The organism is Pseudoflavonifractor phocaeensis (assembly GCF_016901735.1).
Classification (GTDB): Bacteria; Bacillota; Clostridia; order Oscillospirales; family Oscillospiraceae; genus Pseudoflavonifractor_A.
In genome coordinates this window covers 1-14,599 of the sequence record NZ_JACLZC010000074.1, presented here as the reverse complement: position 1 = coordinate 14,599, position 14,599 = coordinate 1, and the positions used below count along the sequence as shown (strand labels likewise).

The 14,599-nt window shown below is 63.1% G+C and carries 16 protein-coding genes; 12 read left to right on the top strand and 4 right to left on the bottom strand.

The features are described from left to right. Positions 1 to 344: 344 nt before the first annotated feature. From H7U37_RS12965 to H7U37_RS12950, 4 genes are all read right to left on the bottom strand, one after another. Positions 345 to 1,712, bottom strand: coding sequence for a TrpB-like pyridoxal phosphate-dependent enzyme (locus H7U37_RS12965; RefSeq protein WP_204876325.1), 1,368 nt, complete (start codon positions 1,710 to 1,712; stop codon positions 345 to 347). Between the two features lie 469 nt (positions 1,713 to 2,181). Then, entirely contained in the window at positions 2,182 to 3,033 is an 852-nt protein-coding gene (locus tag H7U37_RS12960; RefSeq protein WP_204876324.1) for a 3-hydroxybutyryl-CoA dehydrogenase, read from the bottom strand. 75 nt (positions 3,034 to 3,108) lie between these two features. Then, positions 3,109 to 3,885 carry an enoyl-CoA hydratase-related protein gene (locus tag H7U37_RS12955; protein ID WP_204876323.1) on the bottom strand — a complete coding sequence of 259 codons (777 nt, stop codon included), beginning with the start codon at positions 3,883 to 3,885 and terminating at the stop codon, positions 3,109 to 3,111. 245 nt (positions 3,886 to 4,130) lie between these two features. Beyond that, on the bottom strand, positions 4,131 to 4,841 hold the full coding sequence (locus H7U37_RS12950; RefSeq protein WP_204876321.1) for a DUF554 domain-containing protein: 711 nt from the start codon (positions 4,839 to 4,841) through the stop codon (positions 4,131 to 4,133). Between the two features lie 161 nt (positions 4,842 to 5,002). Here H7U37_RS12950 and H7U37_RS12945 point away from each other — a divergent pair, with 161 nt between their 5' ends. The 12 genes from H7U37_RS12945 to H7U37_RS12890 all read left to right on the top strand — a co-directional run. Beyond that, positions 5,003 to 6,523 carry an oligosaccharide flippase family protein gene (locus H7U37_RS12945; protein ID WP_204876320.1) on the top strand — a complete coding sequence of 507 codons (1,521 nt, stop codon included), beginning with the start codon at positions 5,003 to 5,005 and terminating at the stop codon, positions 6,521 to 6,523. 65 nt (positions 6,524 to 6,588) lie between these two features. Then, positions 6,589 to 7,074, top strand: a complete 486-nt coding sequence (locus H7U37_RS12940) for a SprT-like domain-containing protein (RefSeq protein WP_204876318.1) — start codon at positions 6,589 to 6,591, stop codon at positions 7,072 to 7,074. 95 nt (positions 7,075 to 7,169) lie between these two features. Beyond that, positions 7,170 to 7,565: a zinc ribbon domain-containing protein gene (locus tag H7U37_RS12935; protein WP_204876316.1), complete on the top strand. Its 396-nt coding sequence runs from the start codon at positions 7,170 to 7,172 to the stop codon at positions 7,563 to 7,565. 89 nt (positions 7,566 to 7,654) lie between these two features. Then, positions 7,655 to 8,482, top strand: a complete 828-nt coding sequence (locus tag H7U37_RS12930) for a purine-nucleoside phosphorylase (RefSeq protein WP_204876314.1) — start codon at positions 7,655 to 7,657, stop codon at positions 8,480 to 8,482. 14 nt (positions 8,483 to 8,496) lie between these two features. Next, entirely contained in the window at positions 8,497 to 9,798 is a 1,302-nt protein-coding gene (locus H7U37_RS12925) for an amidohydrolase family protein (protein ID WP_204876312.1), read from the top strand. Positions 9,799 to 9,810: 12 nt separating this feature from the next. Continuing rightward, positions 9,811 to 11,556, top strand: a complete 1,746-nt coding sequence (locus H7U37_RS12920) for a putative polysaccharide biosynthesis protein (RefSeq protein ID WP_204876311.1) — start codon at positions 9,811 to 9,813, stop codon at positions 11,554 to 11,556. A 36-nt stretch (positions 11,557 to 11,592) separates the two neighbouring features. Next, positions 11,593 to 12,405, top strand: a complete 813-nt coding sequence (gene mazG / locus H7U37_RS12915) for a nucleoside triphosphate pyrophosphohydrolase (RefSeq protein WP_204876309.1) — start codon at positions 11,593 to 11,595, stop codon at positions 12,403 to 12,405. Further along, positions 12,357 to 12,704, top strand: coding sequence for an HU family DNA-binding protein (locus tag H7U37_RS12910; protein ID WP_477742900.1), 348 nt, complete (start codon positions 12,357 to 12,359; stop codon positions 12,702 to 12,704). The genes mazG and H7U37_RS12910 overlap by 49 nt, the downstream gene beginning before the upstream one ends. 86 nt (positions 12,705 to 12,790) lie before the next feature. After that, positions 12,791 to 13,033: an RNA-binding S4 domain-containing protein gene (locus tag H7U37_RS12905; RefSeq protein WP_204876302.1), complete on the top strand. Its 243-nt coding sequence runs from the start codon at positions 12,791 to 12,793 to the stop codon at positions 13,031 to 13,033. Positions 13,034 to 13,116: 83 nt separating this feature from the next. Further along, on the top strand, positions 13,117 to 13,746 hold the full coding sequence (locus tag H7U37_RS12900; protein WP_204876300.1) for an S-layer homology domain-containing protein: 630 nt from the start codon (positions 13,117 to 13,119) through the stop codon (positions 13,744 to 13,746). 132 nt (positions 13,747 to 13,878) lie between these two features. Further along, entirely contained in the window at positions 13,879 to 14,325 is a 447-nt protein-coding gene (locus H7U37_RS12895; RefSeq protein WP_204876298.1) for a MarR family winged helix-turn-helix transcriptional regulator, read from the top strand. A 44-nt stretch (positions 14,326 to 14,369) separates the two neighbouring features. After that, positions 14,370 to 14,599: hypothetical protein (locus H7U37_RS12890; RefSeq protein ID WP_204876295.1), on the top strand; the 230-nt coding region annotated here is incomplete at its 3' end.

Below are 14,599 nucleotides of genomic sequence, written 5' to 3'. Positions count from 1 at the left end.
CTTTTTGAATTCTGGTGTGTATCGTTTGTTTGCTATCCCTTTTGGCATAATAAAGCACCCCACTTGTTATCCAGTATATCATACTGTCTAACAAATGGGGTGCAGTTCATTACGGCAGCGGGGTGTTTTTCTGTATTTCTATATATCTTTTGCCCTGTGGGGACGGCCCTGCGCGGGCGGCACCGGTACGCCAATATGGTGCTTTTGTGGGTCCTGCCCCTCTGTGTGGTATATGTGACCTATACAGCTCTTTTGTAGGGGGCGCACAGTGTGCGCCCCGCCGTTCTATGCACTACTTACCGAACCGGGCGCTCTATGAAAGTTCTCTTTGCCTACTTTCTCTTTCAAGAGAAAGTAGGGAGCTGGGAGAGGCTGGCTTCCAGCTCTTCGTCGGTGGGAACGTAGTCGTTCATGTTGCCCTTGTGGAAGTTTTCATAAGCGGTCATATCAAAGTATCCGGTACCGGTGAGACCGAAGAGGATGGTCTTGGCCTGGCCGGTCTCGCGGCACTTGATGGCCTCGTCGATGGCGGCGCGGATGGCGTGGGAGGACTCGGGGGCGGGCAGGATAGTCTCCTGCTTGGCAAAGAGGACCGCCGCCTCAAAGACCTTGCTCTGCTCATAGGACACGGCCCGCATATAACCGTCGTGGTAGAGCTTGGAGAGCACCGGGCTCATGCCGTGATAGCGCAGGCCGCCGGCGTGGCTGGCCGAGGGGATAAAGCCGCTGCCCAGGGTGTACATCTTGGCCAGAGGGGTGATCTTGCCGGTGTCGCAGAAGTCGTAGGCATACCGGCCGCGGGTGAGGGAGGGGCAGGAGGCCGGCTCCACCGCCACGATGTCGGGGTCTGCCTTGCCGGTGAGCTTATCCCGCATAAAGGGAGCGATGAGTCCGCCCAGGTTGGAGCCGCCGCCGGCACAGCCGATGACGATGTCGGGATATTCGCCGATCATCTCCATGGCCTCGGCGCTCTCCAGACCGATGACGCTCTGATGGAGGAGCACCTGATTGAGCACCGAACCCAGCACATAGCGGCAGCCGGGGGTGGTGACGGCGGTCTCCACCGCCTCGGAGATGGCGCAGCCCAGAGAGCCGGTGGTGTTGGGGTCCTTGGCCAGGATGGCCCGGCCGGCGTTGGTGGTGCTGCTGGGAGAGGGAATGATCTTGGCGTCAAAGGTCTCGATGACCGCCTTGCGGAAGGGCTTTTGCTCATAGGAGCACTTGACCATATACACAGTCAGCGGCAGGCCGAAGAAGGAACAGGCCTCCGCCAAAGCGGTGCCCCACTGACCGGCGCCGGTCTCGGTGGTCAGGCTGGTGAGCCCCTGGGCCTTGGCGTAATAGGCCTGGGGCGCCGCCGAGTTGAGCTTGTGGGAGCCGGAGGTGTTGTTGCCCTCAAACTTGTAATAGATCTTGGCGGGGGTATCCAGGTACTTTTCCAGCTGGTAGGCCCGGATCAGCGGGGACGGCCGGTACATCTTGTAAAACTCCAGCACCGGCTCGGGAATGTCGAAATAGGGGGTGGTGTCGTCCAGCTCCTGGCGGGCCAGCTCGGTGCAGAACACCGGCTCCAGGTCGGCCAGGGTCACCGGCTTGCCGGTGGCGGGATTGAGCAGCGGCTCGGGCTTCTCCTTCATGTCGGCGCGAAGGTTGTACCACTGCCGGGGGATGCGGTCTTCGGGCAAATAGATACGGTTGGGAATGTGTTTCATGATGATTGTCTCCTTCCTGACAGTGGAATTGATGAAAAAGGCCCTTGTCCTGACGGACCGTGTCCAAAACAGTCCGCCGGGACAAGAGCCTTTTGAAAATACTCCTGCGGTGCCACCCGGTTTGGCGCGTCTGCGCCCTCTCATGGTATGCCAGTACATACCCTCCTCTGATAACGGGTGGAGTCCCCGTCGGGTACTACTTGGCCCTTTCGCGCCGTTCGCCCCGCCCTCCTGAGTCCATTCGGTCCGGTTCCGTCCTGCCGCCTTTCCACCGCCGGCGGCTCTCTGTCAGGCGGCTTCTCGTCCTACTCGTCTCCATCTTCGGTTCTTGCGCTTTAGTATAGTATAGAGCTAAAGATTTTGCAATTGGGAGTTCTCCCAAATGCCACTCCCTTTTTTTGGCGTTTTAGACAAAAAGCTGTGGCCCGGACCGCAGTCCGGGCCACAGGCCGTATGGAGCAGCTTATGCTTACTTCTTGGTGTAATCGAAGAAGCCCTTGCCGGTCTTGCGGCCCAGCAGGCCGGCGCGGACCATCTTGCGCATGAGCAGGGAGGCACGATACTTGGGATCGTGGGTCTCGTTGTACAGGGTGTCCATGATGGCCAGGCAGACGTCCAGGCCCACCAGATCGCCCAGAGCCAGGGGGCCCATGGGATGGTTGGCGCCCAGCTTCATGGCGGTGTCGATGCCCTCAGCGGTGGCAACGCCGGTGTACAGCAGGTCGCAAGCCTCGTTGATCATGGGGATGAGGATCTTGTTGACCACAAAGCCGGGGGCCTCGTTGACCTCAACAGGCTCCTTGCCGATGGTCACGGACAGATCGGCGATGGCCTTGTAGGTCTCGTCGGAGGTCTTGGCGCCGCGGATGACTTCCACCAGCTTCATCACGGTAGCGGGGTTGAAGAAGTGCATACCGATGAACTTGTCCTCGCGCTTGGTGGCGGAGGCAATGGCGGTGATGGAGATGGAAGAGGTGTTGGTGGCCAGGATGGTCTCGGGCTTGCAGATCTTGTCCAGCTCGGCGAAGATGGACTTCTTGATGTCCAGGTTCTCGATGGCGGCTTCCACAACCAGATCGGCGTCGGCAGCCTGGCCCAGGTCGGTGGTGAAGCTCATGTGGGCGAGGATGTCAGCCTTCTTGGCCTCGTCCATCTTGCCCTTGGCCACCATCTTGTCCAGACCCTTGTTCAGGCGGGCCTCGGAAGCCTGGATGATCTCATCCTTAATGTCGCGCACGACCACGTCGAAGCCGTTGCGGGCAAAGACCTGCGCGATATCCAGACCCATAGTGCCGCCGCCGATGACTACAACCTTTTTCATGATGAAAAACCTCTTTTCTATCTGTTTTATAAAGATATCCCAAACCTGTTGGGAGGGATGCGTGAGGACCGGCAATTACTTGCCCTGGAAGTGCTTCTCGGCGCGCTTCTCCAGGAAGGCGCCCATACCCTCATTCTTATCCTCGGTGCCGCAGCAAACGCCGAAAGCCTCGGCCTCGAAGGCGGAGCCGGTGTTGATGTCGGTCTGCATACCCATACGGATGCAGCGCTTGGACTCCTTGACGGCGATCTGGGCGTTGGCGCAGATGGCATTGGCCAGCTCCAGGGCCTTGGGCATGAGCTCCTCGGCGGGATAGACCTCGCTGACCAGGCCGATGGCCTTGGCTTCTTCGGCCTTGATGACCTTGGCGGTGAGGATGAGCTCCATGGCCTTGGAGATGCCCACGATGCGGGGCAGACGCTGGGTGCCGCCGAAGCCGGGGGTGATGCCCAGACCCACCTCGGGCTGGCCGAACTTGGCCTTCTCGCTGGCCAGACGGATGTCACAGGACATGGCCAGCTCACAGCCGCCGCCCAGAGCGAAGCCGTTGATGGCGGCGATGACGGGCTTGGCCATATTCTCCAGCTTGAGGAAAACGCTGCCGCCGTGGACGCCGAACTGCTTGCCGTCGTAGGCGCTGAAGTTCTTCATCTCGCCGATGTCGGCACCGGCGACGAAGGACCGGCCGGCGCCGGTCAGGATGACCACATAGATGTCGTCGTTGGCGGCAACCTCGTCAATGGCGGCGTCCAGATCGCTGAGCACCTGGCTGTTCAGGGCATTGAGGGCTTTCTCCCGGTCGATGGTCATAATACCCACATGTCCCTGCTGCTCCAGCTTGACAAATCCCATAATACGTGTACCTCCTTCAGTTTGTGAAAGCCTGAATTTCGTTATTTTTTTAACATGCTCTCCACTAAAAAACCGCAACGGCGCGGCGGAAGCCTTTGCAGTTGCGTCGGTGGGCCGGTCCCTTGCTCTGCATCGGCCTCCATCTTTGTTTAGTATAGCGCGTTTCGCGCCGATGTGCAAGAGTCTTTTTGGGGGTTTTGCATTTCCCCCTTCCCTCTCACACGAAAAGGGGGAAGCGCGGTCTATCAGGCCAAAAACGCGGAAATCCAGTCACGCAGGGGGATATATGCTAAGGGGAGGAAGATGGCGGGCAGCATATTCCCCACCCGCAGCTTTTCCTTGGGCAGGCCCAGCATATTGACGGCGATGCCCATGATGATGACCCCGCCCACAGCGCTCATTTCGGTAACCACGGCGGGGTCCATCCCCTGGCCCACGGCCGCAAAGATCAGGGTCAGTCCCCCCTGGTAGAGGAAAAGAGGGATCACCGAAAAGGCCACGCCCACCCCCATGGCGGCGGCGAAGCTGATGGCGGTGACGCCGTCGATGACGCCTTTGGAGATGAGGATCTCATAGCTGCCGTTCATGCCGGCCTCCATGGCGCCGTTGATGGCCATGGCCCCCACGCAGAAGAGGACGAAGGCGTTGACAAACCCCTCGGCAAAGCGGTTGTTGCCCTTGCCCCGGAGGACCTTGGCGCGAAGCAGATCGCCCACGCCCTCCAGCCGGTCCTCGATGCGCAGGGCCTCGCCCAGCAGGGTGCCCGCCACCATGCACACGATGACGCACAGGCTGTCCTGGGTGCCGATGGCGCTGGTAATGCCGATGCCCAGCACGCACAGGCCCAGAGCGGCGGTGAGAGCGGCGGTAAAGCGCCGGCTGATGCGGTTTTTGAAGAGAAGCCCCAGGGTACTGCCCACCAGGACCAGAAGCACATTGATGACGGTGGCGATCAAAGCCGGTTCCCCCTTTTACTTTTTCAATGCAACGCGATAAATTATATCATAACCGTTTTGAACGGGCCTGTCAAAGGTTTTTTCCACATGTCCGCCCGTTTGTGTGCATAGATTGGGGAGGACGGCGGCTCCGATCCGCCCGTCAGACAAGGGGGCGCGGCATGAAGGAACGGCAGACCTCACTTTTCGGCGGCACGCTTTTGCTCACCGGCACCGGACTGCTGGGCCAGGCGGTGGGCTTTGTGTACCGTATTTTCCTCTCCCGGCTGGTGGGCGCCGAGGTGATGGGCCTCTATCAGCTGGTGCTGCCGGTGCAGTCGGTGCTGCTGTCGGTGACGGCGGTGGGGCTGACGGCGGCGGTCTCCCACCTCTCCTCCCGCTACCATGCGCTGGGGCAGTCCTGGGTGATGGGGGCGGTGCTGCGCCGCTGTCTGGCCATTTTTCTGGGGCTGTTCGCGGTGGCGGCGGTGGTGGTGGGGCTGGGCTCCGACCCCATCTCGGTCTACCTGCTGGGGGATGCCCGCACCCGGCTGGGTTTGCTGGTCCTCCTCCCCTGTCTGCTGCTCACCGGGGTGGAAAACCTCCACAAGCACTATTTTTACGGCAGCGGCACGGTGGGACCGCCGGCGGCGGTGGAGGTGTGCGAGCAGTTCATCCGCACCGGCGCGGTGCTGGGCCTGCTGGTTTTCTTCCTCCCCCGGACCGCCGAGGGCACCGTGGGGCTCATCGCCCTGGGCATGACGGTGTGCGAGGTCTTTTCCGCCTGCACGCTGGTGCTCCTCTACCGGCGGCGCGCCCGCGCCCTGCCCAAAGGCCCCGCCCCCGCCGGACTGGGGCGGCGCATTGCCGCCATCGCCCTGCCGGTGGGGGCCACGGCGGTGCTGGGCAATCTGATGGGGGCGGCGACGGCGGTGCTGGTCCCCCAGCGGCTGGTGGCCGCCGGCGTACCGGTGAGCGAGTCCATGTCGGCCTTCGGCATCTTGTGCGGCATGACCCTCCCCATGCTGGCCATGCCCACCGCCTTCATCGGGGCCATGGCGCTGGTACTCAATCCCCGGCTGGCCCGGGAGACCGCTCTGGGCCGAAAACGGCAGGTCCACGGCCTCATCCACCGGGCCATGCTGGCCACGTCGGTGCTGATCCTGCCGGCTATGGCGCTGCTGGCCGTGCTGGGCCCCACGTTGGGCCGCTTCCTCTATCAGGAAGAGCGGGCGGGAGATTTTCTCCTCCCCCTGTCGGTGGGGATGGTGCTCAGCTGCTACCAGGCGGTGCTCTCCGGGGTGCTCAACGGTCTGGGAGAACAGCGGGCCGCGGCACGCAACGCCCTGCTCTCCGGCGGCGTCCAGCTGGCGGCCACTTACTGCCTCATGTCCCTCCCCGGCTGGGGATTAAAGGGCTATGTGGCCGCCTTCCTCCTCAGCGCCGGCTTTGGCGCTTTGCTCAACTGGAGCTCGGTGCGCCGCGGCGCCGGGATGCGTCCCCGGCTGTTCGCCTGGTGGGTGGCCCCCGGACTGGCGGCCCTTCTCACCGGTCTGTGCGTGCGCCTTCTTTTCCGGGCCCTGCTGGACGCCGGCTGCTCCCAAGCTCTGGCCTGCGGGCTGTCCTTCCCCTTCGGCGTGGTGCTCTGCGCCGCCGCGCTGTGGGTCCAGGGTGTGGACCGCTCGTCTTTTTTCGACGATTGACGCTTGCCAACGGGGACATATCGCGGTAGACTAATGGGTATCTCACGTTTTGGGAGGAAAACCCCTTGAATGATTTTGACGCCCTGCTGGCCCGGGTCATCGCCCAGGTCCGGGCTCTGCGCATCCCCTGCTCCCCTTCCATCATCCCCCACGTCCAGGTGAACCGCCGGGCGGTGAGCCGCTTCGGCTGCTGCCGGTACCTGCCGGACGGCCGCTGTCTCATCGAGCTGACCGACCGTCTCCTGGAGGCGGAGGAAAAGGCCTGTATGCAGACCCTGGCCCACGAGGTGCTCCACACCTGCCGGGGCTGCCGGGACCACGGCAAGCGCTGGCAGAGCTACGCCGCCCGGATGAACGCCGCCTATGGCTACGCCATCTCCCGCACCGGCACCTGCGCCGAGCTGGGGGTGCCCGACGCCCGGCCCGTCCGCTATCTGCTGGTATGCCAGATCTGCGGCCACCGGTTTTCCCGTGCCCGAGCCTCCGCCCTGGTGCTCCACCCGGAGCGCTACCGCTGCCGGTGCGGCGGCACACTGGACCGGGTGCGGTAAGGCCTTCCTTTGTCCCTTTTGATAATTGCAATTTGCCCTGTCATGGTGTAAAATAGAGCAAAATCGGCATCTTGTCCTAAAAAAGGAGGCTTACCATGGATGAGCGTGTAAGGGAACTGCTGGACCGGGTCCGCTCCGCCGCCCTGACGGTGGGCGAGACCGCCGAGGCCACCGCCCGCTATGCCGGCCGCTGCGCCGGTCAGGTGGTGGACGTGGCCAAGCTGAACATGAAGATCTTTGACCTGCGCACCGACATCAACGCCCTCTTGCGGGAGGCCGGACAGGCGGTGTACGACACCCACCGGGGACAGCAGACCGACGAGGCCGCCCTGTCCCAGATCCTGACCCAGATCGACGCCAAATACGCCGAGATCGAAGAGCTGAAGGAGCGGGTGGCCGTGCTGCGCGCCACCCGGGAATGCCCCCACTGCGGCGCGCCCTGCGGTCGGGAGGACAAATTCTGCAAACAGTGCGGCGGCGCCCTGTCCTGAAGGGACGCGGCTCCGCCCATCCACGCATTCAGGCCGGCTCCCCCCTCTTTCAGGGGGTGGGCCGCCGTTTTTACCAAGGAGGACATGCCATGCTGCACTATGAATTTTCCCATTATCAGGCCAGCGCCGACTATATCAGAGAACAGATCGGCGATTTTACCCCCCAGGTGGCCATGATCCTGGGCTCCGGTCTAGGCTATCTGGGCGACCAGGTGGAAAACGCCGTCGCCGTCCCTTATAAGGACATCCCCCACTTCAAGACCTCCACCGCCCCCGGCCATAAGGGCCAGCTGGTCTTTGGCCAGCTGCAGGGCAAGAACGTTGCCGTCATGCAGGGCCGGATGCACCACTATGAGGGTTACAGCTACGAAGAGGTCTCCTACGCCGTGCGGGTTCTCTCCCTGCTGGGCTGCAAGCAGCTCATCGTCACCAACGCCGCCGGCTGCGTCAACACCGCCTGGCAGGCCGGCGACCTGATGCTCATCACCGACCACATCAAGATTTTCATGGAGTCCCCCCTCCGCGGCCCCAATGTGGCCCAGTTCGGGCCCCGCTTCCCCGACGCCTCCAAGCTCTATACCCCGGCGCTCCGCCAGGTGGCCCGGGACACCGCCGCCGCGCTGAACATCCCCCTGCGGGAGGGCGTCTATATGTACTTCCCCGGCCCCCAGTACGAGACCCCCGCGGAGGTCCGCTTTGCCCGGATGGCGGGCGCCGACGCGGTGGGTATGTCCACCGCCCCCGAGGTCATCACCGCCGGCCACTGCGGCATGGAGGTGCTGGGCTTTACCCTCCTGTCCAACATGGCCGCCGGCATCCTGGACCAGCCCCTCAGCGAGCTGGAGGTGCTGGAGGCCGCCGAGGCGTGCAAGGATAAATTCTCCCGGCTGGTGCTGGCCTGCCTGGCCAAGCTGTGAAAGGAGTTTTTGGCGTGAAAACACTCATCCGCAACGTGACCGCCGTGCTCATGGACGAGGCCAACACCGTCCTGGAGCACGCCAACGTGGTCATTGAGGACGCCTCCATTCTCTCCGTCTCCACCGCCGAGCCGGAGGGCTTCATCCCCCTGGAGCTGGACGGCAAGGGCAAGGTGCTCCTCCCCGGCTTCGTCAACGCCCACACCCACGTGCCCATGACCGCCATGCGGGGCTACGGCGACGGCCACGACCTCCAGGACTGGCTGGAACACTTCATCTTCCCCACCGAGGCCCGGTGGGACGATAAGGCGGTGGCCTGCTGCGCCGACCTGGGTCTGGCCGAGATGATCGCCTCGGGCGTCACCACCATCGCCGATATGTACATGCGCACCGGCGTCATCGCCCAGCGGGCAGCGGCGGCGGGCATCAACGCCAATCTCTGCGTGGGCGGCGTCCTCTTCTCCGACGAATTTGACCCCCACACCCATTCCGACTGTATCGCCCATCGAACCCTTACCGAGGAGTGGCACAACTACAACAACGGTCAGATCCGCATCGACGCCTCCATCCACGGGGAATATACCTCCAATCATAAGCTGTGGCAGTGGATGGCCGACTTTGCCCGGGACCATCACCAGGGAATGCACGTCCACATTTCCGAGACTAAAAAAGAGCACCGGGACGCCATCGCCCGCCACGGCAAAACCCCCATTCAGATTTTGAACGACTACGGCGTGTGGGATACCCGGGCCATTGCCGCCCACTGCGTGTGGACCACCCCGGAGGACTGGGCCATTATGGCCCAAAAGGGGATCTCCTGCGTCCACAACCCGGTGTCCAATCTGAAGCTGGGCTCCGGCATCGCCCCCATTGCCGCCATGCAGAAGGCGGGGGTCAACGTGGCTCTGGGCACCGACGGGGTCTCGTCCAACAACGCCACCGACTTTTTCGGCGATCTGAAGCTGGCTTCCATGCTGCAAAACGGGGCCAACTGCGACCCTCTGGCCACCCTGCCCGCCGACGCCCTGCGCATGGCCACCGTCAACGGCGGCAAGGCCCTGGGCCGCAAGACGGGCCGCATCGCCCCCGGCTACGACGCCGACCTGATCCTGGTGGACTTCGACGCGCCCAATCTCATCCCCTGTCACGACGTGATCTCCAATCTGGTCTACGCCGCCCACGGCTCCAACGTGGTCATGAATATGGCCCGGGGCAAGGTCATATACAAGGATGGGAAATTCCTGACCATCGACATTGAGCGGGTCAAGCGGGAGGTACGGCAATACGCCCTGCCCCTCCTCTTCCCCCATAAGTAAGGAGGACTATCCTTGTCCAGTGCGCAGAAAAAAAATACCTTTTTCGGCGGCGTGGCCATTTTGATGGTGAGTACCATCATCATTAAGATCATCGGCGCTATTTACAAGATCCCCCTAGGCATCATCCTGCCCGACGAGGCCTACGCCGATTTCAGCGCGGCCTATAACGTGTACAGCTTCTTCCTCACCATCTCCACCGCCGGCCTCCCGGTGGCCCTGTCCAAGACCGTGTCGGAGGCCAACGCCCTGGGCCGGTATAACCAGGTCCAGAAGGTCTTTCGGGTGGCGTTCTTCGCCTTTTTGACCATGGGCCTCATCAGCTTTGTCTGTATGTCCTTCTTTGCCCAGCCGGTGGCCACCTACGCCCTCCAGAATGAGAAGGCGGTGTGGTGCGTGATGGCCCTGTCGCCGGCGGTGCTGTGTACCTGCTGCTGCTCGGCCTTCCGGGGCTTTGCCCAGGGCCACATGAACATGATGCCCACCGCCATCTCCCAGGTGACGGAAAACCTCTCCAAGCTTCTCATCGGCATGGGCCTGGCCCTGTTCATCGGCTCCCTGGCCCTCCAGCCCGAGGACTTCGGCGACCGGATGATGGCCGTGGGCGCCATTGCCGGCGTATCGGTGGGCAGCATTTTGTCGGTCTTTTACCTCTTCTGGAACCACCGGCGCACCCGCCGGCTCCATCCCGGCCCCTTCACCGACAAGCCCGACGGCTCCAAGAGCATCCTGGTCCATCTGCTGGCCCTGGCCATTCCCATCACCCTCAGCTCCTCTACCACCGCCATTGTCACCCTCATCGACACCAACCTGGTCAACGGCCAGCTCCAGAGCGTTTTCCAGTCCATGATGGACGCCGGTCCCGTGGTCACCGAGTCCGCCCGGGGCTTTCTGGACATCGGCAACAAGTCCGCCCAGATCCTGCTGGACAACATGGCCGCCGGCGGCACCGCCGTGCTGGACTCGGCCCGGGCCCTCTATGGCGCGTATCAGAAGTGCATGAGCATTTACAATCTGCCCTTTAACCTGATGGTGCCCCTCACCGCCAGCATCATCCCGGCGGTGTCCGCCGCCCGGGCCCGGCAGAACATGCTGGAGGCCAAGCAGGTCTCCGAGTCCGCCCTCCGCTTCGCCGCCCTGATGGCGCTGCCCTGCGGCGTGGGTCTCTTCGTGCTGGGCGAGCCCATCATGTGGCTCCTCACCGCCGGCAACACCGACCACACCATCGCCGGTCCCCTGCTGTCCATTCTGGGCCTGGCCTCCATCTTCGTGTGCATCCAGCTGGTGGGCACCTCCATCCTCCAGGCCAACGGCATTGTCAATCTGCCCATTGCCACCGTGGTCATCGGCGGCGTGGTCAAGATCATCGTCAACTTTATCCTGGTGGGCAACCCCGATATCATGATCTACGGCGCTCCCGTGGGTACTCTTTGCTGCTTTGTCATCGCGGCGGTGCTCAATCTGCTCATCATCAAGGTCCGGGTGCCCAGCGCCCCCAGCTACGGCAAGGTTTTCTTCAAGCCGGTGCTGGCCTCGGTGGTCATGGGAGGCGTGGCCTGGGCGGCTTACGGCTTTTTGTCCCGGGCGCTGGGGGGCGACGCCCTCACCTTTAAGGGCAACCTGATCTCCGCCGCCGCGGCCATCGTGCTGGCCGCGCTGGTTTATTTCGTGCTGATCCTGGCCCTGCGCGCCATCACCCGGGAGGATCTGGCGCTCATGCCCAAGGGCGAGAAAATCGCCAATCTCCTGCATATTAAGTAAAAAAAACGCTCAAACTGCCAGAGAAGGGGAGCAACCATGACCGATTATCCACAGAAAGAGATTTATGATATGGGCGACCTGGAGGCCATCGTGCGCATCCTCCGGGCGCCGGGCGGCTGTCCCTGGGACGCCCAGCAGACCCACGAGAGCATCCGCCGGGATTTCCTGGAGGAGGTCTACGAGGTGGCCGAGGCCATCGACCAAAAAAGCGTGGAGCATCTCAAGGAAGAGCTGGGCGACGTGCTCCTCCAGGTCCTCCTCCACACCCGGATGGAGGAGGAGGCGGGGCGCTTCACCCTCAACGACGTGACCGACGGCATCTGCCGCAAGCTCATCTACCGCCACCCCCATGTGTTCGGCGACGTGACCGTCTCCGGTACCGGCGAGGTGCTGACCAACTGGGAGGCCCTCAAGCGCAAGGAAAAGGGACAGGCCTCCACCGGCGACGCCCTGGACGCGGTGGCCCGCTCTCTGCCGGCCCTGTGGCGGGCGGAAAAGGTACAGAAAAAGGCGGCCAAGGTGGGCTTTGACTGGCCCGACGCCTCCGGTGCGCTGGATAAGGTGGGGGAAGAGCTCACCGAGCTGCGCCAGGCCATGGCCGAGGGGAGCAACATCTCCGAGGAGCTGGGAGACCTGCTCTTCGCGGTGGTCAACGCCGCCCGGTTTGCCAAATGCGACCCGGAGGTCTCCCTCAACGCCGCCACCGACAAATTCATCGCCCGGTTCCGCACCGTGGAGGCGCTGGCCAAGGAGCAGGACAAGCCCATGGACGCCATGTCCCTTGCCGAGTTGGACGCCCTCTGGGACCAGGCCAAGGCCGCCGAGCGCCGGACGTCCGCCCAGTCTTAACCATAACGAGGAGGTTTTCCATGAATAAAACCGAACTGATCTACGCCGCCGCCGAACGGTCCGGCCTCTCCCGTAAGGATATGGAGAGCGCCCTCAACGCCACCCTGGAGGTCATCGCCCAGGCGCTGGCCCAGGGGGACAAGGTCCAGCTGGTGGGCTTCGGCGCTTTCGAGGTGAAGGACCGGGCGGCGCGGGTGGGCCGCAACCCCAAGACCAGCCAGCCCATCGACATCCCCGCCGCCCGTATGCCGGTATTCAAGCCGGGCAAGCCTCTGAAGGACGCTGTGGCCGGCGGCTGACCCTCCGGCTTTTGGCCAGCTCCGGCCCGCCGGAGCTGGCTTTTTTATCTCCGCCCCTTGGGGCGACGGAAAGGAGGGAACTTCCCATGCGACTGGATAAATGGCTCAAGGTCTCCCGCCTCATCAAGCGGCGCACCGTGGCCAACGAGGCCTGCGACAACCAGCGGGTCACCGCCAACGGCCGGCCCGTCAAGGCCTCCTATGACGTAAAGGAGGGGGACGTGCTGGAGCTGCGCTTCGGCGAGCGGCTGGTGCGGGTGGAGGTGCTGGCCGTGGCCGAGCATGTGGGCAAGGCCGACGCTCCGGCCATGTATCGGGAGCTGTCCTGAGAGCTTCTTTTCTCTTTGTTCACAATTTTGTAAAATCCATATTGTAAAATAAAGTGAATGATAAGAGAAACGAGGGAACCACCATGAACATCTGGACACAGCGCCTGAAGGCCGGACTCTGCGCCCTTTGTCTGGCTGCCGCGTTTTTGACCCCCGCGCTGGCCTCTTCCTACACGGACGTCGCCGACGACGCCTGGTACGCCTCCGCCGTGGAGTCCATGCGCACCCAGGGCATTATGCAGGGGACCGGCGGCGGTACCTTCAGCCCCGACCTGATTACCGACCGCGCCACCGTGGTCACCGTCCTTTGGAAGATCGCCGGCAGCCCGGCCGCCGCCGAGACCGGCCAGATCTTCTCCGACGTGCCCACCGACCGCTGGTATGCCCAGGCGGTGGCATGGGCCTATGAGCTGGGCATCACCACCGGCACCGACAAGGGCGAGTTCCGCCCCGCCGACCAGATCACCCGGGAACAGCTGGCGGTATTCTTCTACCGCTATGACCTGTCCCTGGGCCATGAGACCGCCTCCGGTATCCTGGACCTCTACGTGGACGCCGACCAGGTCTCGTCCTGGGCCGTGGACGGTATGCGCCATGCCATCGGCGCCGGCATCGTGGAGGGCAGCGACTACCAGCTCTCCCCTCAGGCCACCGCTACCCGGGCGGAGCTGGCCGTGATGCTGGACCGGGTGCTCACCCCCGCCGCCGGCTAAGCCCGGTGCCCTACACAAAAAATTCATCCAAAAACTGTTAAATCGCCGAAAAAGTCCCCCCCTTCCTTGACAATCTGTCCTTTTTGCTGTACTTTTATGAAAATCAGGGAAACGGAGAGGAGCGGAATGATCATGGAGGACATCTCCAATATTCTCATGTCTTACCTGCATGTGACCCAGCACATGGCCCAGCAGTTCCGCGCCCATTTCGGGCGGCTCAACCTGACGTTCCCCCAGGCGCTGGTGCTCAATGTCCTGGGCGAGTGCGGTCCCGTGCCCATCAGCGTCCTGGCCGAGCGGACCGGCAGCGCCAACAGCACCATCTCGGGCATCGTGGACCGGCTGGAAAAGCTGGGTCTGGCCAAGCGGGAACGCTCGGAGCAGGACCGGCGGGTCATCTACGTATCGGCGACGGAACAATACCAGCTCCTGCGTACCCAGACCGCTACCGATGTCAGCGGCTACTTCAACTCCATCCTGGATACGCTGGGAGAGGCGGACAAGGCTCTCATCGCCGAGGCCCTCCGCAAGCTGGAAGCGGCGCTGGAGGCGCGGCGTGCCGCGGACGCCGCCCCCTGACGGAGCGCCCGCCCCATTGATTTGGAAGGAGCATTCAGTTTCCCATGGCTTATCGAGGTTCACGCTATACCGGCTATCGCGGCCGGTCCCGTTCGGTGCTCAAAGGCGTCATTGTGGCGCTGGCGGTGGTCCTGGCGCTGGCGGTGGCCGCGCTGATTATGCTGGAAAATCAACAGGTCTTTTCCGGTGAAGGGCTCCACCTGGGCAACGTGGGACAGAGCGAGACGCCCACCCCATCGGATACCACCCCGCTGGTGGTGGTGACCGTATCCCC

Coding starts and splice junctions, on each gene's coding strand:
- H7U37_RS12965 (WP_204876325.1), bottom strand. CDS start 1,712: ATGAAACACATTCCCAACCGTATCTATTTGCCCGAAGACCGCATCCCC.
- H7U37_RS12960 (WP_204876324.1), bottom strand. CDS start 3,033: ATGAAAAAGGTTGTAGTCATCGGCGGCGGCACTATGGGTCTGGATATC.
- H7U37_RS12955 (WP_204876323.1), bottom strand. CDS start 3,885: ATGGGATTTGTCAAGCTGGAGCAGCAGGGACATGTGGGTATTATGACC.
- H7U37_RS12945 (WP_204876320.1), top strand. CDS start 5,003: ATGAAGGAACGGCAGACCTCACTTTTCGGCGGCACGCTTTTGCTCACC.
- H7U37_RS12935 (WP_204876316.1), top strand. CDS start 7,170: ATGGATGAGCGTGTAAGGGAACTGCTGGACCGGGTCCGCTCCGCCGCC.
- H7U37_RS12930 (WP_204876314.1), top strand. CDS start 7,655: ATGCTGCACTATGAATTTTCCCATTATCAGGCCAGCGCCGACTATATC.
- mazG (WP_204876309.1), top strand. CDS start 11,593: ATGACCGATTATCCACAGAAAGAGATTTATGATATGGGCGACCTGGAG.
- H7U37_RS12905 (WP_204876302.1), top strand. CDS start 12,791: ATGCGACTGGATAAATGGCTCAAGGTCTCCCGCCTCATCAAGCGGCGC.
- H7U37_RS12900 (WP_204876300.1), top strand. CDS start 13,117: ATGAACATCTGGACACAGCGCCTGAAGGCCGGACTCTGCGCCCTTTGT.
- H7U37_RS12895 (WP_204876298.1), top strand. CDS start 13,879: ATGGAGGACATCTCCAATATTCTCATGTCTTACCTGCATGTGACCCAG.